19 protein-coding genes are annotated in these 20,037 nt (G+C 57.7%); 14 read left to right on the top strand and 5 right to left on the bottom strand.

From position 1 onward, the window contains the following. Positions 1 to 975 (top strand): UDP-N-acetylmuramate dehydrogenase, encoded by a 975-nt coding sequence (murB, locus tag ACI3K0_RS01685; protein ID WP_148147615.1) that lies wholly within the window; start codon positions 1 to 3, stop codon positions 973 to 975. Between the two features lie 364 nt (positions 976 to 1,339). Here murB and ACI3K0_RS01680 read toward each other — a convergent pair whose 3' ends face one another. Beyond that, on the bottom strand, positions 1,340 to 2,644 hold the full coding sequence (locus ACI3K0_RS01680) for an MFS transporter (protein ID WP_183821479.1): 1,305 nt from the start codon (positions 2,642 to 2,644) through the stop codon (positions 1,340 to 1,342). Positions 2,645 to 3,028: 384 nt separating this feature from the next. Between ACI3K0_RS01680 and ACI3K0_RS01675 the strand changes: the two genes are divergently transcribed. The 8 genes from ACI3K0_RS01675 (at position 3,029) to ligA (ending at position 14,361) form a co-directional block, all read left to right on the top strand. Further along, a complete protein-coding gene (locus ACI3K0_RS01675; RefSeq protein ID WP_183821480.1) occupies positions 3,029 to 3,955 on the top strand; it encodes a D-alanine--D-alanine ligase in 927 nt (308 codons plus the stop codon). 8 nt (positions 3,956 to 3,963) lie between these two features. Continuing rightward, entirely contained in the window at positions 3,964 to 4,875 is a 912-nt protein-coding gene (locus ACI3K0_RS01670) for a cell division protein FtsQ/DivIB (protein WP_148147680.1), read from the top strand. Next, positions 4,872 to 6,203 (top strand): cell division protein FtsA, encoded by a 1,332-nt coding sequence (ftsA, locus tag ACI3K0_RS01665; RefSeq protein ID WP_148147618.1) that lies wholly within the window; start codon positions 4,872 to 4,874, stop codon positions 6,201 to 6,203. The genes ACI3K0_RS01670 and ftsA overlap by 4 nt, the downstream gene beginning before the upstream one ends. Before the next feature lie 89 nt (positions 6,204 to 6,292). Next, positions 6,293 to 8,047: a cell division protein FtsZ gene (gene ftsZ, locus ACI3K0_RS01660; protein ID WP_183821481.1), complete on the top strand. Its 1,755-nt coding sequence runs from the start codon at positions 6,293 to 6,295 to the stop codon at positions 8,045 to 8,047. 307 nt (positions 8,048 to 8,354) lie between these two features. Continuing rightward, positions 8,355 to 9,314, top strand: coding sequence for a UDP-3-O-acyl-N-acetylglucosamine deacetylase (gene lpxC / locus ACI3K0_RS01655; protein ID WP_183821482.1), 960 nt, complete (start codon positions 8,355 to 8,357; stop codon positions 9,312 to 9,314). Positions 9,315 to 9,530: 216 nt separating this feature from the next. Next, the gene (locus ACI3K0_RS01650; protein ID WP_148147621.1) at positions 9,531 to 10,373 is read left to right on the top strand and encodes an outer membrane protein assembly factor BamD; all 843 of its coding nucleotides are present in this window, start codon (positions 9,531 to 9,533) and stop codon (positions 10,371 to 10,373) included. 27 nt (positions 10,374 to 10,400) lie between these two features. Beyond that, a complete protein-coding gene (gene recN / locus ACI3K0_RS01645; RefSeq protein ID WP_183821483.1) occupies positions 10,401 to 12,074 on the top strand; it encodes a DNA repair protein RecN in 1,674 nt (557 codons plus the stop codon). A gap of 121 nt (positions 12,075 to 12,195) precedes the next feature. Then, positions 12,196 to 14,361, top strand: coding sequence for an NAD-dependent DNA ligase LigA (gene ligA, locus ACI3K0_RS01640; RefSeq protein ID WP_183821484.1), 2,166 nt, complete (start codon positions 12,196 to 12,198; stop codon positions 14,359 to 14,361). A 3-nt stretch (positions 14,362 to 14,364) separates the two neighbouring features. Here ligA and ACI3K0_RS01635 read toward each other — a convergent pair whose 3' ends face one another. Continuing rightward, positions 14,365 to 14,904 (bottom strand): GNAT family N-acetyltransferase, encoded by a 540-nt coding sequence (locus tag ACI3K0_RS01635; RefSeq protein ID WP_183821485.1) that lies wholly within the window; start codon positions 14,902 to 14,904, stop codon positions 14,365 to 14,367. 273 nt (positions 14,905 to 15,177) lie between these two features. On the opposite strand from ACI3K0_RS01635, the gene ACI3K0_RS01630 reads away from it, so the two are divergent. Together ACI3K0_RS01630 and ACI3K0_RS01625 are read left to right on the top strand one after the other, a co-directional pair. Next, positions 15,178 to 15,789 carry a 3'-5' exonuclease gene (locus ACI3K0_RS01630; RefSeq protein ID WP_246435740.1) on the top strand — a complete coding sequence of 204 codons (612 nt, stop codon included), beginning with the start codon at positions 15,178 to 15,180 and terminating at the stop codon, positions 15,787 to 15,789. Between the two features lie 76 nt (positions 15,790 to 15,865). Continuing rightward, the gene (locus ACI3K0_RS01625) at positions 15,866 to 16,375 is read left to right on the top strand and encodes a CreA family protein (protein ID WP_404944833.1); all 510 of its coding nucleotides are present in this window, start codon (positions 15,866 to 15,868) and stop codon (positions 16,373 to 16,375) included. 74 nt (positions 16,376 to 16,449) lie between these two features. On the opposite strand, the gene ACI3K0_RS01620 is transcribed toward ACI3K0_RS01625, so the two are convergent. Further along, positions 16,450 to 16,779, bottom strand: coding sequence for a hypothetical protein (locus ACI3K0_RS01620; protein WP_183821488.1), 330 nt, complete (start codon positions 16,777 to 16,779; stop codon positions 16,450 to 16,452). Between the two features lie 251 nt (positions 16,780 to 17,030). Beyond that, a complete protein-coding gene (locus ACI3K0_RS01615) occupies positions 17,031 to 17,498 on the bottom strand; it encodes a chemotaxis protein CheW (RefSeq protein WP_112503741.1) in 468 nt (155 codons plus the stop codon). A 187-nt stretch (positions 17,499 to 17,685) separates the two neighbouring features. Between ACI3K0_RS01615 and ACI3K0_RS01610 the strand changes: the two genes are divergently transcribed. The 3 genes from ACI3K0_RS01610 to ACI3K0_RS01600 all read left to right on the top strand — a co-directional run bounded on the left by ACI3K0_RS01610 (position 17,686) and on the right by ACI3K0_RS01600 (position 19,510). Next, the gene (locus tag ACI3K0_RS01610) at positions 17,686 to 17,844 is read left to right on the top strand and encodes a hypothetical protein (protein ID WP_183685872.1); all 159 of its coding nucleotides are present in this window, start codon (positions 17,686 to 17,688) and stop codon (positions 17,842 to 17,844) included. Positions 17,845 to 17,944: 100 nt separating this feature from the next. After that, positions 17,945 to 18,544 carry an SCO family protein gene (locus ACI3K0_RS01605; RefSeq protein ID WP_148147628.1) on the top strand — a complete coding sequence of 200 codons (600 nt, stop codon included), beginning with the start codon at positions 17,945 to 17,947 and terminating at the stop codon, positions 18,542 to 18,544. Between the two features lie 87 nt (positions 18,545 to 18,631). Next, positions 18,632 to 19,510 carry a 50S ribosomal protein L11 methyltransferase gene (locus tag ACI3K0_RS01600; RefSeq protein ID WP_183821489.1) on the top strand — a complete coding sequence of 293 codons (879 nt, stop codon included), beginning with the start codon at positions 18,632 to 18,634 and terminating at the stop codon, positions 19,508 to 19,510. Positions 19,511 to 19,694: 184 nt separating this feature from the next. Here the strand turns inward: ACI3K0_RS01600 and ACI3K0_RS01595 are convergent, their stop codons facing one another. After that, entirely contained in the window at positions 19,695 to 19,868 is a 174-nt protein-coding gene (locus ACI3K0_RS01595) for a hypothetical protein (RefSeq protein ID WP_183821490.1), read from the bottom strand. Between the last annotated feature and the right edge of the window lie 169 nt (positions 19,869 to 20,037).

Here is a 20,037-nt window from a genome sequence, read left to right as displayed (position 1 = left end):
ATGAAGCAGGTAGATGGGGAAAAGCTGCTGGCCTCGCTCGGGGAGGGCGTGAACCAGTTGCGCGGGCGTCTTACACCGGACGCATCGATGGAAAGGGTAACCTGGTTCCAGGCGGGCGGTCTGGCGGAACTGATGTTCCAGCCGCATGACGTGGACGATCTGATAACCTTCCTGAAACTGTTGCCGGCCGAAGTGCCGCTGACGGTTGTCGGCGTTGGGTCCAATCTGCTTGTTCGCGATGGGGGCATCCCGGGCGTTGTCATCCGCCTCTCCGCCAAGGGATTTGGCCAGGTCGAACTTGTCGGCGAAAACCGCATTCGCGCCGGTGCGATCTGCCCGGACAAGCATATTGCCGCGATGGCCATGGATAACGGTATCGGCGGCTTTGCCTTTTATTACGGTATTCCTGGCTCGATCGGCGGCGCCTTGCGGATGAATGCCGGCGCTAACGGGGGGGAGACTTCCCAGCGCGTGATCGAGGTCCATGCTGTTGATCGGCAGGGCAACAAGCACGTGCTCTCCAAGGAAGACATGGGCTATACCTATCGACATACGGCAGCCTCCAAGGATCTGATCTTCACGCATGCCGTATTCGAAGGGTATCCGGAAGATCGGGCCAAGATCCGAGCCGAGATGGATGCCGTCCGCCAGCATCGCGAAACAGTGCAGCCGATCAAGGAAAAGACCGGCGGTTCCACGTTCAAGAACCCGCCAGATCACTCCGCATGGAAGCTGATCGATGATGCCGGCTGCCGTGGCCTGATGAACGGCGGCGCGCAGATGTCGTCGCTTCATTGCAACTTCATGATCAATATCGGCCATGCGACCGGTTACGATCTCGAATATCTCGGGGAGATGGTGCGTCAGCGCGTGTTCGAACATGCCGGCATCAAGTTAGAATGGGAAATCAAGCGGCTGGGCATTTTCATGCCCGGGCGTGAGGTCAAGCCTTTCCAGGGCGCGACCACGGAGTAACCGGCCGCTCGGTCCGTTCAGGAGGCGTAAACAATGCCTTTCCACCTGAACGGACCAAGCCTCTGGCTAATTCTCCGGATTGGCCTTCGATGGCTTGGCGACTTCTGGTTGCTGACCTCGGCGCCTCGCTGTTTTGGAGCGTTGATCAGATAAGCGCCCCCTTATTTTTCTCTCTATTTTGCCGTTCCTGATTGCTGATGCAGATTGGATTACCGTTATTCTGAACGCACGGGGTAATCGCATCCAAGATGTGCATCCATTCCGGAAACAATCTAATATCCGGCAATATCCAGACAAGAAAAAGCCCGCGAGGCCAATGGCTTCGCGGGCTTTTCTTATGATCTGATTCCGATCCGGTTAAGGATCAGACTTCTTCCTTGCCTGACAGGAAGATGCAGGCAAGCGTGATTAGAGCGGCAACAAGCAGGTAGTAGCCGACATAGGCCATGCCGTAGTTAGCCTGCAGGTAGGTGGCGATATAGGGGGCCAGGGAGGCGCCAAATATGCCAGCCATGTTGAAGGTGATCGACGAGCCGGTATAGCGCACCGTGGTCGGAAATGGTGCGGCCAGCGCCGTACCGATCAGGCCGTAAGTCATGCCCATGAGGACCATGGCCAGAATCACGAACAGGAAGATCATGCCTTCGCCGTTGGTCATCAAGGCCGGCAGGAGGAACGAGAAGGCTGCAATCAGCGCGCTGGTGAGGATCAGCATCTCGCGTCGGCCGTAACGCTCTGCGAGCTTGCCGATCACGACGATGAAGATACCGAAGACAACGGAGCCGAGAAGCTGCACTTCCAGCGCATCCAGGAACGGCATCTTCAGGACCTTGACGTTGTAGGACAGAAGATAGGCCGTGCCGATGTAGAACAGCACGAAAGTGGCAAGTGCTACGAATGTGCCGAGCACGAGGCTGCGCTTGTGCTTGCGGAAGAGTTCCGCGACCGGCACTTCGACGCGTTCATGGCTGTCGATTGCCTTCTGGAAGGCAGGGGTCTCGGTAATCGAAAGGCGAACCCAAAGGCCGACAGCGACCAGTATTATCGATGCGATGAAGGGAACGCGCCAGCCCCAGCTGAGCAGCGCTTCCTGCGACATGAAATGCAGGAGGATCCAGAATACGCCGGATGACAGGAACAGGCCCAGCGGGGCGCCGAGCTGCGGGAACATGCCGTACCAGCTGCGCTTGCCCGGAGGAGCGTTTTCGGTGGCCAGTAGAACCGCGCCACCCCATTCGCCGCCGAGACCGAAGCCCTGGCCGAAACGGCAAAGCGCCAGAAGCAGCGGTGCGACGACACCAATCTGTTCATAGGTCGGCAGAAGGCCGATCACGACCGTGGAAACACCCATGGTCAACAATGCGGCTACCAGCGTCGTCTTGCGGCCGATACGATCACCGTAATGGCCGAACACGATCGCGCCGAGCGGGCGTGCAAAGAATGCGATGGAGAAGGTTGCGAAAGATGCGAGAAGCGCGCTCGTGGGGTCGCTGCCGGGGAAGAACAGCGTCGGGAACACCAGGACGGCGGCGGTCGCATAAACATAAAAATCGAAAAACTCGATCGTCGTGCCGACCACGCTGGCCGTCAGGACTTGTGCAGGAGAGTTCGTTGCAACAGGCGCTAACGGCTCAGCAGACGGCGAAGCGGAGGGCGTCGCGTTAGTCATACTGATTCCAGTTCAGAAAAGGTTTTTTATATGGCTCTTGGGAGGGCCGCATGCGCAGTATCGTAATTTTATGGCGACCGAAACCCTTTCTGTCGCAATAAATGCAAAAAAAACAGGTCTTGCGAAGAATCATGCGACGAGCTGAGACGTCCCGTAGGAAAGGGAGTGCGCCGTGATCTGTGATTTCCTCAAGTGTCGCGTTAACTATTTCCTTCGTAATTTTATCCTTTGTTTTCAGTGTATTGGGTTGCCTCGTTAAGCAAAGTAAACGATTTGTTAACCATTTTGCTGCACCAATGAGGGACGAGTTCGGTGAGAGTCGCTGGCCGCAAGAGGCGGGAGAGGTTCGAAATCCGGGAATTGTTCTTTTTCAAGAGGTGATGGATGAGTGGCAAGCACGTGGCTGTTCTGATGGGAGGGTTTTCCTCCGAGCGGCCTGTCAGCCTGTCGTCCGGCAACGCTTGTGCGGATGCGCTTGAGGGCGAAGGTTATCGGGTGACGCGTGTCGACGTCGGGCGTGATGTCGGTTCGGTGCTGGCTGGTCTTCGGCCCGATGTTGCATTTAACGCTCTTCATGGTCCCTTCGGTGAAGACGGGACTATCCAGGGTGTGCTCGAATACCTGGAAATTCCTTACACGCATTCGGGTGTGCTGGCCTCTGCGTTGGCCATGGATAAGGCCCAGGCAAAGCATGTTGCCAAGGCTGCAGGCGTGCCTGTTGCCGATGCGCTTGTTATGGATCGCAAGGATTTCACCAATGTTCATCCCATGCCTGCGCCCTATGTGGTCAAGCCGGTTCGTGAGGGGTCTTCTTTCGGTGTTGTGATCGTTCGTGAGGATCAGTCCCATCCGCCGCAGATCGTGACGTCGCCTGAATGGCGCTACGGCGACGAGGTGATGGTTGAGCGTTATGTCTATGGTCGTGAACTGACCTGTGGGGTCATAAATGGTCAGGCTCTCGGTGTCACGGAAGTCGTCCCGACTGGTCCGGGATTCTACGATTACGACGCCAAGTATGTTGCCGGTGGTTCAAAACACGTCATTCCGGCGCAGATTTCACCGAATATTTACCAAAAAATACAAGCATGGGCGGTCAAGGCGCACGAGGCTATCGGTTGCCGTGGCGTGAGTCGCTCCGACTTTCGCTTCGATGATCGGTTCTCCGGTGAAGGTGAAGTCATCTGGCTTGAGGTCAATACCCAGCCTGGAATGACCCCGACATCTCTCGTGCCTGAAATGGCTGCTCATGCGGGTTATTCCTTCGGTGAGCTTGTTCGCTGGATGGTGGAGGACGCTTCTTGTCTACGGTGATCGGCAAAATGGCTGGTGGATCGCATCGTCGCGCTGCTTCCGGCGTGGTGGGCGCTGACGATCGTCGCGTTTTGCCGCGGCCACTGCGTCGCGTCGTGCGCTTTGCGGTCAGTCTTGCCACCGGCAGGATCGATATTCCGGCGCATGCCGGCACGCTATCCACCTTCGCGTTTTTCGCGGCCGTAGGTCTCTATGGCATGTCTCTCGGTGGTCACGGTCATGTTGTGGCCCAGTCCACAACTGCTGCGGTCGGATTCGCGATCGAAGACGTTCGGGTCTCGGGTAACGATCAGACTTCGGAAATCGACATTCTTCAGCTTCTCGGTCTCGATGGCACGACGTCACTGGTTGCGCTGGATATCGATGCCGCAAGGCGCAAGCTGTCCGAGCTGCCTTGGGTCGAATATGCGGAAGTGCGCAAGGTTTATCCGCGCACGATCGAGGTCATGCTCAAGGAGCGCAAGGCTTTCGCCATCTGGCAGCACGGATCCGAACTGTCGCTGATCGAAAAGAACGGATCGGTTATCGCGCCACTCAAGGACAACAAGTTTGCCTCCTTGCCCCTGTTCGTCGGTCGTGATGCAGAGATTGCTGCCGCATCCTTCGCGCAGGAAATGGACAAGTGGCCTGAGATTGCAAGCCGCGTGCGGGCCTATGTCCGGGTTTCCAGCCGCCGTTGGGATCTGCATCTCGATAACGGCATCGTTCTCAAACTTCCGGAAGAGCGTATCCCGTCTGCTCTGGCTCTCTTGTCCAAACTGGAAAAAGAGCAGGGTGTGCTGGAGCGCGATGTCGCTGCGGTAGACCTTCGTCTTGAAGATCGCACAACCATTCAATTGACTTCCGCTGCGGTGGAGCGTCGTGAGCAAGCGCTCGACGCTCGTACCAAGGCCCTGAAAAAAGCTGGAGCGAAATCGTGAATATGTTCGGTTCCTCCCAATTCGGTATGCCGCGTATGAAGCCCCTGTCATCGAAGCGCAGCCACGTCGTGTCGGTTCTGGATATCGGATCGACCAAGGTCGTGTGCATGATTGCCCGCCTCACTCCGCGCCAGGAAAGCCAAATCCTTCCGGGCCGCACGCATCACATCGAGATCATCGGCATCGGCCATCAGCGTTCACGTGGTGTGAAGTCAGGTGTGATCGCCGACCTCGATGCAGCCGAAAGCGTTATCCGGCTTGCCGTCGACGCTGCCGAGCGCATGGCTGGCCTCACCGTCGACAGCCTGATCGTCAACGTTTCCGCCGGCCGTCTGGCAAGCGATGTCTATACTGCGACCATCGATCTTGGTGGCCAGGAAGTCGAGAATTCCGATCTTCGCAAGGTTCTGGTGGCGGCAAGCAACCAGTCGCAGCGGCATGATCGCGCCATCCTTCACTCGCTGCCCACCGGCTTCTCGCTGGATGGCGAGCGCGGCATCCGTGATCCGCTGTCGATGTATGGCGATGAACTGGGTGTCGACATGCATTTCGTCACCGCTGAACGCATCACGCTGAAAAACCTCGAGCTTTGCGTCAATCGTGCGCATCTATCGGTCGAGGGCATGGTGGCTACACCTTATGCCAGCGGTCTTGCTGCCCTGGTCGACGACGAAGTAGAACTCGGCTGCGCAGCCATCGACATGGGCGGCGGCACGACGACGATCTCCGTTTTCTGCGAAGGCAAGCTCGTTCATACGGATGCAATCGGTCTTGGTGGCCATCATGTCACAACTGATCTGGCGCGAGGCCTATCGACTCGGATAGAAGATGCCGAGCGCATGAAAGTCGTACATGGTTCGGCACTCGCCAATGGTGGCGATGAACGTGACGTGATCTCCGTACCGCCGATCGGCGAGGATGATCGCGATCAGCCGACCCAGGTGCCGCGCTCGCTGGTTACCCGTATCGTTGGCGCCCGCATCGAAGAGACGCTGGAGCTTATTCGTGACCGCATCCAGAAGTCGGGTTTCAGCCCGATTGTCGGAAAGCGTGTTGTCTTGACGGGTGGCGCCAGCCAGCTGACCGGCCTGCCGGAAACGGCACGGCGGATTCTCGCCCGCAATGTTCGCATCGGTCGTCCGATGGGTGTCTCCGGTCTTCCGGCGGCAGCCAAGGGACCGGCGTTCTCCACCGCAGTGGGACTGATCATCTATCCGCAGGTGGCGGATATGGAAACGCATGCATCGCAGGGCGGCCTCATCGGTTCGTTCGGCAACGGAACCGGTCGTCTGGCCCGCATGGGACAGTGGCTGAAAGAGAGTTTTTGACAGGGAAGACAGCCCCTGACCTGTCAAAGTGAATTGGAAAAGAATTGGTCAGCTCGGCGACGCGACCAAAAGCAGAAGGAAAAGGTACAATGACGATCAAGCTGAACAAGCCTGACATCACCGAGCTGAAGCCTCGGATCACTGTTTTCGGCGTGGGTGGCGGCGGCGGTAACGCCGTCAACAACATGATCACTGCCGGGCTCGAAGGCGTCGATTTCGTCGTAGCCAATACCGATGCCCAGGCGCTGACCATGACCAAGGCCGAACGCATCATCCAGATGGGTGTGCAGGTCACCGAAGGTCTCGGCGCCGGTTCGCAGCCGGAAGTCGGCCGTGCTGCCGCCGAGGAATGCCTCGACGAGATCATCGATCATCTCAACGGCACCCACATGTGCTTCGTGACCGCAGGCATGGGCGGTGGTACCGGTACCGGTGCTGCTCCGGTCGTTGCGCAGGCTGCCCGCAACAAAGGCATCCTGACCGTCGGCGTCGTCACCAAGCCGTTCCACTTCGAAGGCGGTCGCCGCATGCGTCTGGCCGAGCAGGGTATTCAGGAACTGCAGAAGTCGGTCGACACGCTGATCGTCATTCCGAATCAGAACCTGTTCCGTATCGCCAATGACAAGACGACCTTTGCCGACGCATTCGCGATGGCCGACCAGGTTCTCTATTCGGGCGTTGCCTGCATCACCGACCTGATGGTCAAGGAAGGCCTGATCAACCTCGACTTCGCTGACGTTCGCTCTGTCATGCGCGAGATGGGCCGTGCAATGATGGGTACGGGCGAAGCTTCCGGTTCGGGCCGCGCTCTGCAGGCTGCCGAAGCCGCGATCGCCAACCCGCTGCTCGACGAGACCTCGATGAAGGGCGCTCAGGGCCTGCTGATCTCGATCACCGGTGGTCGCGACCTTACTCTCTTCGAAGTCGACGAAGCGGCTACCCGTATTCGCGAAGAAGTCGATCCGGATGCCAACATCATCCTCGGTGCGACCTTCGATGAAGCACTTGAAGGCCTCATCCGCGTCTCCGTCGTTGCAACCGGTATCGATCGCGCTCATGGCGAAGTCGACCTGCGTGCCGCTGAAATGCGCGCCGCTCAGAAGCCGATTATCCGTCCTTCCGCGGCCGTTGCTCCGGCTCCGGCCGCAGCTCAGCCTGTCATGATGCAGGCCCCCCAGGCACCGAAGGCTGCCGACCCGATCGCAGAGACTATCCGCCAGGCGGAAGCTGAAATGGAACAGGTTCTTGCAATCCCGACGCCCGTTGCTCCGGCACCACAGCCGCAGCAGGACGAGTTCCGTCCGCAGAGCCGTCTCTTCGCAGCTCCGGTTGCAGAAGCTCCGGCTCCCGCACCGGTCATGACCCGTCCGGTTCAGCCGGCACCTCAGCCGGCTCCGGCTTACCATCAGCCGGCGTCCGCCGCTGCACCGGTTATGAGCCAGCCGGCTCCTCGCATGGCACAGCCGGTTCAGCATGAGCCTGTTTATCGCGAACCTGTCATGGAGCCGGTTCGCATGCCGAAGGTGGAAGATTTTCCGCCGGTCGTGAAGGCTGAGATGGAACATCGCGCCCAGGCGACGGCCCATGTTCAGGAAGAGCGTGGACCGATGGGCCTCCTGAAGCGGATCACCAATTCGCTCGGTCGCCGGGAAGAGGAAGAGCAGGTTCAGTCGGACATGACGGCTTCGGCTCCTGTTCCCCAGCGTCGTCCGCTTTCGGCAGAAGCCAGCCTCTATGCCCCGCGTCGCGGCAATCTCGATGACCGTGGGCGTGTTGCTCCGCAGGCGAGCCACGAGGACGATCAGCTCGAAATTCCGGCCTTCCTGCGCCGCCAGTCGAACTGAGTTAACGGCGTATAACAAAGTTGAAGAGGCCCGGGTGATCAGCATCCGGGCCTTTTTAAGTTGAGCATATTAACTGTGGAAAAATAACCTTTCCAATCAGATGTTTACGCGATGAAAAGTATGTCGCGGCCAAGGATGGTGACGTTGTTAGAAAACCGTAACAATCCGAAACGAACAGTGATTTGGAAACAGCGTAGAGCATGCGTATTTAGACGCTGACAGAGTTGGAACAATTCGTTCGTTTCAACGGAATGCGAATACGGACCTGCTGATCACGGGTGCGACGGAATCAAGAAGGCTTACGTTAATGACAATTGGATTGCTCGGATTTCAGGCAACGATTGCTGCTCCGGTTACGTTGAGCGGCATCGGTGTGCATTCCGGAGCGCCGGTGATGATTACGTTCCAGCCGGCGGAAGCCGGAACCGGTATTGTGTTCAGCCGTAATCTCGAAGACGGCACTTCGGTCGAATATCGTGCCGTGTCGTCGCAGGTCGGCCCGACGGATCTCTGCACCGTGCTCGGCGTGTCGCCAGTCAAGTGGGTTGCGACCATCGAGCATGTCATGGCTGCGCTCTATGCGATGGGCATCGACAACATCATCGTCGAAGTCGATGGTGCCGAAATGCCGATCATGGACGGCAGCTCCTATCCCTTCATCGAGGCGATCGAACAGGTCGGCACGGTCAATCTCGGGATCAAGCGTCGTTACATTCGCGTCATCAAGCCGGTGCGAATCGAATCAGGCGCATCCTGGTCCGAGTTCCGCCCCTATGACGGCACCCGATTCGAAGTGGAAATCGATTTCCCGTCTTCGTTGATTGGTCGTCAGAGCTGGAAGGGTGACCTGAGTGCTGCAACTTTCAAGTCCGAGCTTTCGCGCGCCCGCACCTTCGGCTTCATGCGTGATGTCGAGCGTCTGTGGGCTGCAGGTTATGCACTTGGGTCTTCGCTGGAAAACTCGGTCGTGATTTCCGACGATGAAACTGTCGTGAACGTCGAAGGCCTGCGTTACGCCAAGGATGAGTTCGTTCGTCACAAGACGCTGGATGCCGTTGGCGATCTGGCTCTTGCAGGAGCGCAGTTTATTGGTTGCTACCGCTCCTATCGCGGCGGACACAAGATGAATGCAAATGCGCTGAAGGCTCTTCTGAGCGACTCGACCGCCTATGAAGTGGTCGAGGCCCCGTCTTCTGTTGCCACACGTGTTCGTGCTGGTGAGTTCGTTCCCGTCAGCATGACGGAATGTGCTCCCTGGTTTGCCTGAATTTTATAATCTCCGTCAGACTGGCCGTTCCGCAAGGAGCGGCCTTTTTCTTTTCATAAAAGGCACTTGCTGGCCGCGATCGCCACAAAAATGCATTAATGCCGACCCATTGCGTTGCCCTGACCATGCTTTTATGGCTAGTACGCCGCTGGGCACGAGTAGTTTCACGCGGGGACGATCAGGGACTGTCGGATGGCTGATGGAAAGTCTGTAGAAATGCGTAGCTTTACGAGGATCGGCCTCCTGGCGATTGCACTCATCGGGACCGGGGTTGGCTTGGCTTCATGCCAATCCGACAAGGACATCGATATAACGAAGCTTGGCTTCGAAGCCGAGTCCCCGGAGATATTGTATAATCAGGGCCTTGCGAACATGAAGGCCGGCAACATGGCCGAAGCTGGGCGCAAGTTCGACGCTATCGACAAGCAGAACCCGTTTACCGAATGGGGCCGCAAGGCGCTTGTGATGAGCACTTTCGTCAAGCAGCGCATGGGCCGTAACGACGATGCGATCTCGGTCGGTAACCGTTATCTCAGCCAGTATCCGAAGTCGCAGGACTCGGCCTATGTCCAGTATCTGGTTGGCCTTTCGTATTCCAAGCAGATTTCCGACGTGACGCAGGACCAGAAGGCCGCGGCAAATACGATCGCTGCGATGAGCAAGGTCGTAAACGATTATCCGAACTCGGAATATGTCGAGGACGCGCAGGCGAAGATTCGATTCGCGCGCGACCAGATGGCCGGCAAGGAAATGCAGATCGGCCGTTATTATCTCGAGCGTAAAGAATACCTTGCCGCCATCCAGCGTTTTCGCAATGTTGTCGAAACCTATCCCAACACCAATCAGGTGGAAGAGGCTTTGGCGCGTCTGACCGAGACCTATTATCGTATGGGCATCGTAGAAGAGGCGCAGACGGCTGCAGCGGTGCTTGGACGGAACTATCCGGACAGCCAGTGGTATGCCGATAGCTACAAGCTGCTGCATTCGGGTGGTGTCGAGCCGCGCGAAAACAGGGGGTCCTGGATTTCGCGCGCCGGTGCCAAGCTCATCGGCGCCTGAGAGACCAGAGGTCAATAACGAGGCTACATGCTGATCCAGTTGTCGATCCGCGATATCGTTCTGATCGAGCGGCTCGATCTCGGTTTCGAGGCCGGGCTCTCGGTGCTGACGGGTGAAACCGGCGCCGGGAAGTCCATCCTGCTCGATAGTCTTTCGCTGGCACTTGGTGGTCGTGGTGACGGTGGTCTCGTGCGCCATGGCGAAGACAAAGGGCAGGTAACGGCCGTCTTCGATGTGCCGGGCCAGCACGCTGCACGAAAACTCCTCAAGGAAAACGGCATCGATGACGATGGCGATCTGATCTTCCGCAGGATCCAGTCGGCGGACGGGCGCACGCGCGCGTCGATCAACGACCAGCCGGTCAGCGTGCAGTTGATGCGGCAGGTCGGCCAGGTGCTCGTGGAAATCCACGGCCAGCATGACGACCGCGCCCTGATCGACACGAATGCACACCGCATGCTGCTCGATGCCTTTGCGGGCTTGTCCGACGAGGTGCAGCAAGTCAGCGGTCTCTATCGCACATGGCGTGATGCCGAGCGTGCTTTCAAGGCGCACCGCGCCAAGGTGGAAGCTGCGGCCCGCGAGGCCGATTATATCCGTGCCTCGGTCGAAGAGCTGGAAGCGCTTTCGCCGCGCGACGGCGAAGAGGAAGAGCTCGCCGAACATCGCTCGAAGATGCAAAAGTCCGAGCGAATTGCCGGTGACATTTCCGAGGCTTCAGAATTCCTCAACGGCAATGCCTCACCAGTCCCGATGATTGCGTCCATGGTGCGCCGTCTGGAACGCAAGAGCCATGAGGCGCCAGGTCTTCTGGAAGAGACTGTGGAGCTTCTGGATCAGGCGCTCAATCATCTCTCGAATGCGCAGATGGAGGTCGAGGCGGCGCTTCGGCGCACTGAGTTCGATCCGCGTGAACTGGAGCGCGTCGAGGAGCGGCTTTTCGCTCTGCGCGCCGCTGGCCGCAAATATTCTGTCGCCGTGGTCGATCTGCCGGCGCTGGCCGAAAAGATGGTGGCTGATCTCGCCGATCTCGATGCCGGTGAAGAGAAGCTCGGGCAGTTGGAGAAGATCGCTGCCGCTGCCAAGGAAGAGTTCGATCGCGCAGCCGCTGTGCTTTCAGATAAGCGCAAGGCTGGTGCCGAATCGCTTGCTGCCGCCGTCATGGCCGAACTGCCGGCATTGAAGCTTGAGCGTGCACGCTTCATGGTCGAGGTTACCGCCGATCCCGAGACGGCTGCTGCCGAGGGGATTGATACGGTCGAATTCCACGTGCAGACCAACCCGGGCACGCGCCCCGGCCCGATCATGAAGGTGGCTTCGGGTGGCGAGCTTTCCCGTTTCCTGCTGGCGCTGAAGGTGGCTCTTGCCGACCGCGGTTCGGCACCGACTTTGGTATTTGACGAGATCGATACGGGTGTCGGCGGCGCGGTGGCCGACGCCATCGGTCAGCGTCTGAAACGGTTGTCATCGACGGTCCAGGTTCTTTCCGTTACGCATGCGCCGCAGGTGGCGGCACGCGCCGCGACGCATCTCCTGATCTCGAAGGGACCGGCGGCCGACGGTTCCGAAAAGATCGCTACGCGCGTTGCGACCATGGCTCCTGAACATCGCGCCGAGGAGATTGCCAGGATGCTCTCCGGTGCTTCTGTGACTGACGAGGCTAGGGCTGCTGCCGCGGCGCTTTTATCCGGCAGCGGCTAACACCGGCTTTCGATATTTGACGGCCTCAAGATCGTGGCGTGTTTTCCACTCTCCGAGATGACGTGGTTCTTCCAATCCATGGTGATTGCACTAGAAAAGCGGTGAAGATGGAGATTCCCGCATGGCCGCCGATCAGACCCCAATCGAAACGCTGACCGAACAGACGGCTGCTGCCGAACTGGAGCGGCTGGCGAAAGAGCTGGCCCATCACGACGAACTGTACCACGCCAAGGATGCGCCGGAGATTTCCGACGCCGAGTACGATGCACTGAAGCGTCGAAACCTTGCCATCGAAGAGCGCTTTCCGCAGCTTATCCGCTCGGATAGTCCTTCGATCACTGTCGGTGCCGCACCACTCGCCACCTTTGCTCCGATCACCCATGCCCGGCCGATGCTGTCTCTCGACAACACGTTTTCCGACGAGGATGTGCGCGATTTCGTCAATTCGGTCTATCGTTTCCTCGGACAGCTGCCAGATAACTCGATCGCCTTTACAGCCGAACCGAAGATCGACGGCTTATCCATGTCGATCCGCTACGAAGAAGGTGTTCTCGTCAATGCTGCCACGCGCGGCGACGGGACGACAGGTGAAAACGTCACCGCCAATGTGAAGACGATCAAGGAAATCCCTCAGCGCCTGCCCAAGGGCGTACCAGCAGTCGTCGAGGTGCGTGGTGAGGTCTATATGGCCAAGAGCGACTTTCTGGCGCTCAACGCAGAGATGGAGGCGCAGGGCAAGCAGCTTTACGTCAATCCGCGCAACACCGCGGCAGGCTCCTTGCGACAACTAGATGCCAAGGTGACCGAAAGTCGTAAACTGAAATTCTTCGCCTATGCCTGGGGGGAGATTTCCGAGCCAAACGACTTGCCGAAGAGCCAGTACGAGATGGTGCAGACCTTCAAGGGTTGGGGCTTTCCGGTGAACCCGCTGATGAAGCGGCTGAATTCGGTCGATGACGTTCTGGCGCATTATCACGAGATCGGCCTTGCCCGCCCTGAACTCGATTACGATATCGACGGCGTCGTCTACAAGGTCGATCGGCTTGATCTGCAGGCCCGCCTCGGTTTTCGCTCGCGTTCGCCGCGCTGGGCAACCGCACATAAGTTCCCGGCGGAGCAGGCGTTCACTACCGTCGAGAATATCGATATCCAGGTTGGCCGAACCGGTGCGTTGACGCCGGTTGCGCGACTGACGCCGATTACTGTCGGCGGTGTGGTTGTCACCAATGCGACGCTGCACAATGCCGATTACATCGAAGGTATCGGCAATTCCGGCGAGCGCATCCGTGAGGAAGAGCACGATATCCGCATCGGCGATACAGTCATTGTCCAGCGGGCAGGGGATGTCATCCCGCAGGTGCTTGACGTGGTGATGGAGAAGCGCCCGGCTGATGCGAAGAAATACGAGTTTCCTACCAAATGCCCGGTTTGCGGCAGTCATGCGGTACGCGAGAAAAATGAAAAGACCGGCAAGCTCGATTCGGTCACACGCTGCACCGGCGGTTTCGTCTGCCGTGCGCAGGCAACCGAACACCTGAAACATTTCGTCTCGCGCAATGCCTTCGATATCGAGGGGCTGGGCACGAAGCAGGTGGACTTCTTCTTCAAGAGCGAAGATCCTGCACTGCAGGTTCGCACTGCGCCCGACATATTCACGCTGAAGAAGCGGCAGGAATCTTCGCCGTTGATAAAGCTCGAAAACATCGAGGGTTTTGGCAGGGTCAGCGTCAGAAAACTGTTCGATGCGATCGATGAACGCCGTTCGATAGCGCTCAATCGCTTCATCTATGCACTCGGTATCCGCCATGTCGGCGAGACGACAGCAAAACTGCTTGCCCGCCATTACGGCACTTATGAAGCATTCGATCGGGCGATGAAGGATGCGTCATCACTGACCGGTGACGCGTGGCAGGACCTGAACAATATCGAGGGCATTGGTGAGATCGTCGCCCGCGCCATCGTCGAATTCTTCAAGGAGCCTCGCAATCTCGATGTCATCAATCGATTGCTCGAAGAGGTGACGCCGCAGGCTGCGGAGCAGGTTGCAGCGTCCGACAGCCCGGTGGCGGGCAAGACGGTCGTATTCACCGGTTCGCTAGAGCGGTTTACACGCGACGAAGCCAAGGCTCGTGCTGAAGGCCTTGGGGCGAAGGTGGCCGGTTCCGTATCGAAGAAGACCGACTATGTCGTCGCTGGCCCCGGCGCCGGTTCCAAGCTCGACAAGGCTCGGGAACTCGGCGTCGAAGTGATGACGGAGGATGAGTGGCTCACCTTTATCGGTGGCTGATCGTCAGGTTTTGATCCGTGCCATGCAATAGGCATCGACATAGCTGCCGTCTCGAAAAGCGAATTCCTTCATGAGGCCTTCGGTGACGAACCCGTTCTTCTCATAGAGACGGATGGCTGGTTCGTTGTCCGTATAGACCGTCAGTTCGACGCGACGCAGGTTGAACCAGTTGTCGGCAAGGGCGAGGACTTCTCCTATTAGCGCTCGGCCGATCCCCTTGCCGACATAGGCATCGTGAACACCCATGCCGATACTTCCGACGTGGACACGACGATTGGAGAGCCGCGTCAATCCGGCATCGCCGACAATCTTGCCGTCGAGGAGAGCGATCAGGCTCGTGGCGTTTGCCGGCTGACTTTCAATACCCTTGCGGATTTCATCCGGCGTGTGGTGCGGGGTGCGCAGCGTGCCGTACCGATAGCCCGGGAGATTGTGCAGCGTCACTATTCCTTCGGCATCTGACGGCCGTCTTGCCCGTATGACGAGGTTTTGGGGCCAGGCTGCATCTTTCGCCAATGGTGGAGGATTTTCAAGTTCGCTCATGTCGCTCTCTTTGGTTTGCCCAAGCAGAGCGGAACGATGCCGACCCTGCCATCATGAGGCAGGGTGGTGGACGGATGCCGGCTAACGCGCCAAACCCGCCACTCGCCCTGCAGGGCGAATGGTCACGGTCATATGGGTAAGGGCGATATAGCTGATCATGATCCGGATTTGGCCATGAATGTGGAAACAGGTCAAGCTGCCACATATGCGGCTCTTTGCCGAATCGCGTTGTCCGGCCTAAAAGCGACGCAGTCGTCCAACCGGAATTTCAGCTTGAAGACCATCGCGATCGATTTCGAAACCGCCAACGAGCAGCGTGGAAGCGCCTGTTCGGTAGGGCTTGCGTGGATCGAAAATGGCAGGGTGGTTCGCGTCGAAGAACGTTTGATCCGGCCGAAGGACATGCGGTTTTCGTCTTTCAACATCGGCATCCACGGCATTCGCCCAGAGCAGGTCGAGGATGCCGGTGAATTTCCGGAAGTGATGGACGAATTTGCCGACGATTTTGCCGGTGCGACGATGATCGCTCATAATGCGGCATTCGACTTCAGTGTCTGGCGCGCCTGTCTCGATCAATACCGCCAGTCTTATCCGGAGCTTTCCTATCTCTGCAGCGTCAAGATGGCTCAGAAGGTGTGGCCTCATCTGATCTCGCACAAGCTGAATATCCTGGCGCAGCATCTCGGGCTGAATTTCCTTCACCATAACGCGGCAGAGGATGCCGCCATCTGTGCCGAGGCCACGATCGCGATCGCATCGACGTTGAACCTGTCCGAAATCCGCGATGTTCCCGCTGCGATCGGGATGAAAGCCGGCCGGCTGTTCTCCAGCGGTTACGAAGCGTGTACTCTGCCCAAACGGTCTGCTGTTTTGATCGGCAGGTGAATAATCCGCAGCCGTCTTGCAAGCTGTCTGCAGCACCTTATCTCTGATCGCGGATCGTTGACCGGAGATTTGCCTCATGCCCCGCCTGAACCGCCGCATTGTCTCATTCGTTTCTGCCATTGCTATTCTGACCGGGCTTGCGGCTGCGCCGGCTGTCGCAGAAGTGGTTGGCAAGGTCGGCGTTGACTGGATCGGCAATGATATCATCGTCGAAGCTGTGCCTGATCCGCAGGTGAAAGGTGTCACCTGCCACGTCACCTATTTCGATCGCAGTGTGATCGACCGGTTGAAGAACGGGAACTGGTTCGAAGATCCGTCGAACAATTCCATCGCTTGCCGTCAGACCGGGCTGATCGAGATCGGCGACATCGAGCTCGATAAGGGTGGCGAGGAAGTGTTTCGTCAGGGACGGTCGCTGATCTGGAAGGACCTGCTGGTCAAGCGCATTTATGACAAGACCAATGACACGCTGATCTATCTGGCGCATTCGCGTCAGGTGGTGGAAGGTTCTGCCAAGATGGCGATTTCCACGGTGCCGCTTTACGGCCAGCAGATAAACTGGACGAAGGGCAAACCAGCTCCTTGAAACCGTGCCCCAAATCACATGAGAAAAGCCGGGCGTGACATGCACGTCCAGCTTTTTGTTTGACCGAATTTTCGTTAGCGGATGTACACGACCTTGCCGCCATCTGCGGCTGTCTGGATCGCGATGACGTTGGCCAGTTCGACATTCTGCATTGTTAGCGCATCAGCCAAACCCGGGTCGGATTGCAACTCCGCCTGAGCATTCTGGATCACGTCCGGGCTCGGATTGCTTACAGACTGAGGCAGGCGGCTGCCATTGCCAGAACTCGGATCATTGGTCACATCTACCACTGTGACACCGGCAGTCGATGTGGCAGGATTCTGCATATCCATCGTCTGGGCAGACGCACCGGCTGCGAAGGCGGAAGCGGAAATAAGTGCGGCAAGTGCAATAGCCTTTTTCATGGCAATTCTCCTTGTTGTCGTTTTCTTTCACGCGACGAAGAACATTTCTTCGTTGCATCGTGTCTGAGTTGACAAGCACCAAACCGCCTAGCTTCCCGGAAGGTTTCATAAAAATAATTATATTTTGCAATAACTTGCTGTTCCATCACATGCGAGTGAGACACGAACTTCTGAAGTGATCCGAAACAGAAAACGCCCGGCGTGATTGTTCACGCCAGGCGTTCTTGCAAACTGTAGACCGGTTAAGGAACTCAGGCGGCTTCGCGCGATAGTTCGTCGGCGATGACAGTGTCGAGGTTCAGGAAGCAGACCATGGTCTTTTCCAGGGCAACGATACCGCGGCAGAAGTCGCGCTGGGCTTCAGGAATGATTTCCGGCGCCGGCTGTAGGTCTTCGCTCTTGATGGTCATCATGTCGGAAACCTGCTCGACCAGCAGGCCGACAAGCTTGCCGCCGATGTCGGTGACGATGATCGCGGAACGCTCGGATGGTTCCGTCATCTTCATGCCGAGGCGGCAGGCCATGTCGATAACCGGTATAACCGCGCCGCGCAGGTTGATGAGGCCGAGGACATAAGGCGGGGTATGCGGCATCGGGGTCACCGGCGCCCAGCCGCGAATTTCGCGGATCGCCATGATGTCGATGCAGAATTCCTGGTCTCCGAGATGAAACGAGACGATCTCGAGATAGGCGCCGGACTGCTTTATCGCATTGCTCATATCAGAACTCTTCCGTTTGGCTGAAAAGCCCGGACATGCGGGGCTTCTGGAATCATGTTGAAATGATCATTGCCGCCCAGAAGTGAAAAACCGGTGAATCTTCTGGTGTAACCGGGTTAATTTCGATCTGCGACATAGGGCAGCAGGCTATCTGTTCAGTCCGTTCCCGTTCGTATAAAACGGCAGCATGCAAACAAGCGCCAGCCATCACTTTGCTCTGCCCGCGACGCTCCTTATCGGGATTGCCGTGCTTGGACTGTCGCTTGCCGGCTTTTGGGGCTGGATCAACTACGGTTCTTCCATCCTCCTTGCGGCGGGGGAGACAGCCCTTTCCTGGTGCCTTTGATCTTGTGGCTCCCTTGCTGGACTACGGGATGTTGAATTGCGCCGGTGAGCGGTTGTGTCTATGCCTGAGGCATTCTTCCTTTGAATTAAGAGACTAACCCATGAAAAGCCTTCGGATTGCCCTCTGGATTGCGGTCTTTGCTCTTGCGGGTGTTCTGGTGTGGTTGACGCTGGAGGTAACACGGCAAAAGCAGGATCTGGCCGAAGGGCCGTTTGGTGTCCCGTTCCGTCTGGTTGCGCAGAATGGCCAGCCGATTACCGAGCAGGCTTTTCGTGAAAAGCCCACCGCTTTGTTTTTCGGCTTTACACATTGCCCGGAAGTCTGCCCCACAACCTTGTTCGAGCTGAACGGCTGGATGCACAAGGTCGATCCCGACGGAACCAAGCTGAACGGCTATTTCGTCAGCGTCGACCCCGAGCGCGATACGCCGGAGGTGCTCGGCCTCTATGTCTCCAATGTTACCGATCGCATCAAGGGTATTTCAGGACCGCCCGCCGACGTTCTTGCTATGATCAAGGGCTACAAGGTCTATGCCAAGAAAGTGCCGGTCGACGCAGCCGATCCCAATGGTGACTACACGATGGATCACACGGCGTCGGTTTTCCTGCTGGATCAGGGGGGCCGGTTTGCGGGCACGATCGCCTATGGTGAAAATGCCGAAACGGCAGAAAAGAAGCTGGCAAATCTGATCAAGGGTTGATTGGCGGCGTTTGGGTGCGTTGCCGGTTGAATGGCGCAGGGCTTCTGTGGCAATGGTCTGCGCAACAATCAGCTGAGAGAGAAGACCGTGAGCGAGATCCGCCTCTACGTGACAGTCAATGAAGTAACGGCAGGCGAAGTTCTCGACCTCCTTTCGGATGTCTTCGGTGAAGAAGACTTCGCGATCGCCACCACGGAGGTGGATGAGAAGCGCGATATCTGGGAAGCCTCGGTCTATATGATGGCCGACGAGGAAGACGCAGTTCGCGAACGGATTGCGGATGCGCTTGCCGAGCCATTTCCCGATTTGTCCATTGCCCGTGAAATTATTCCCGATGTCGACTGGATCGCCAAATCGCTCGAGGGGTTGAAGCCGGTTCGTGCCGGCCGTTTCATCGTTCATGGCTCGCATGATCGCGACAAGGTTCGCGAAAACGATGTCGCAATCGAGATCGATGCGGGGCAGGCTTTCGGCACAGGTCATCACGGCACGACCGCTGGCTGCCTGGAAGTGATCGATAAGGTTCTGCGCGCAAGGCAGGTCAGGAATGCGCTCGATCTGGGAACCGGCAGCGGTGTGCTGGCGATCGCTGTGCGCAAGGTCAGGAAGATCCCGGTTCTTGCAACTGATATCGATCCGGTCGCGGTTCGCGTGGCGCGGGAAAACGTGAAGCGCAACGGTATTGCGTCGGGTATTCGGGTCGAGACTGCACCGGGCTTCCACTCTCCGGCTTTTCGTGAGGATGGGCCGTTCGATCTGATCATTGCCAATATTCTTGCTCGTCCGCTAATGAAAATGGCGCCGGAGCTTGGCCATCATCTGGCGCCGGGCGGATCGGTAATCCTTTCGGGAATTCTGGCCGCACAGCGCTGGAAGGTGATCGCCGCCTATAATGGTGCAGGCATGCGCCATCTCTCCACGATCTGGAAAAACGGCTGGGTGACGATGCATTTCACCAATCGGTGATATTGCGTCTCTGCATTGCGCTGAGCGCATGGCGTCAATCCGATATGCTGCAAAACAAAAGGCGACGCTTGCGCGCCGCCTTTTCAGGCTTTTCGGCCTGGATGCCCACGAGCGCAAGGGAGGAATTGCTGCTCAAGCGGGCTTTATTTTCGTCAGAGCCGTTTAGCTCCTCGCGATCCTCAGATCAAAAGAAGCAGGGGGTTGCGCCCTTGCGGCGAAGCTCTTCGCGGCTTGTGCCGAGGTTCTTCAAGGTTTCGTCATCAAGGCTCATGAGAGCGCCGTTAACGTAGCGGGAAACCTGCTTTTCGCGGGCCTGGGCCATACGGTTCATCGCATTGCGGAACATGGAGTTTGCCATTGATTTCGTCCTTCGCTGTGTTGTCTCATTTGGTATGGCTGGAATATATGCTTCATCGAGTTGCACAGTGAGTAGGCTTCGATCATTGGTGATATGCGCTCAATGCATGGTTGCGCGGTTTGATGCTTCAATATTTGGCATTTCGTTTAAGGCGATCCGCGTGCCGCCA

The sequence above is a fragment of the Rhizobium sp. ZW T2_16 genome (genome assembly GCF_044987325.1).
In the GTDB taxonomy this organism is placed as follows: Bacteria; Pseudomonadota; Alphaproteobacteria; order Rhizobiales; family Rhizobiaceae; genus Neorhizobium; species Neorhizobium cellulosilyticum.
This window is presented reverse-complemented; position numbering and strand designations above follow the sequence as displayed.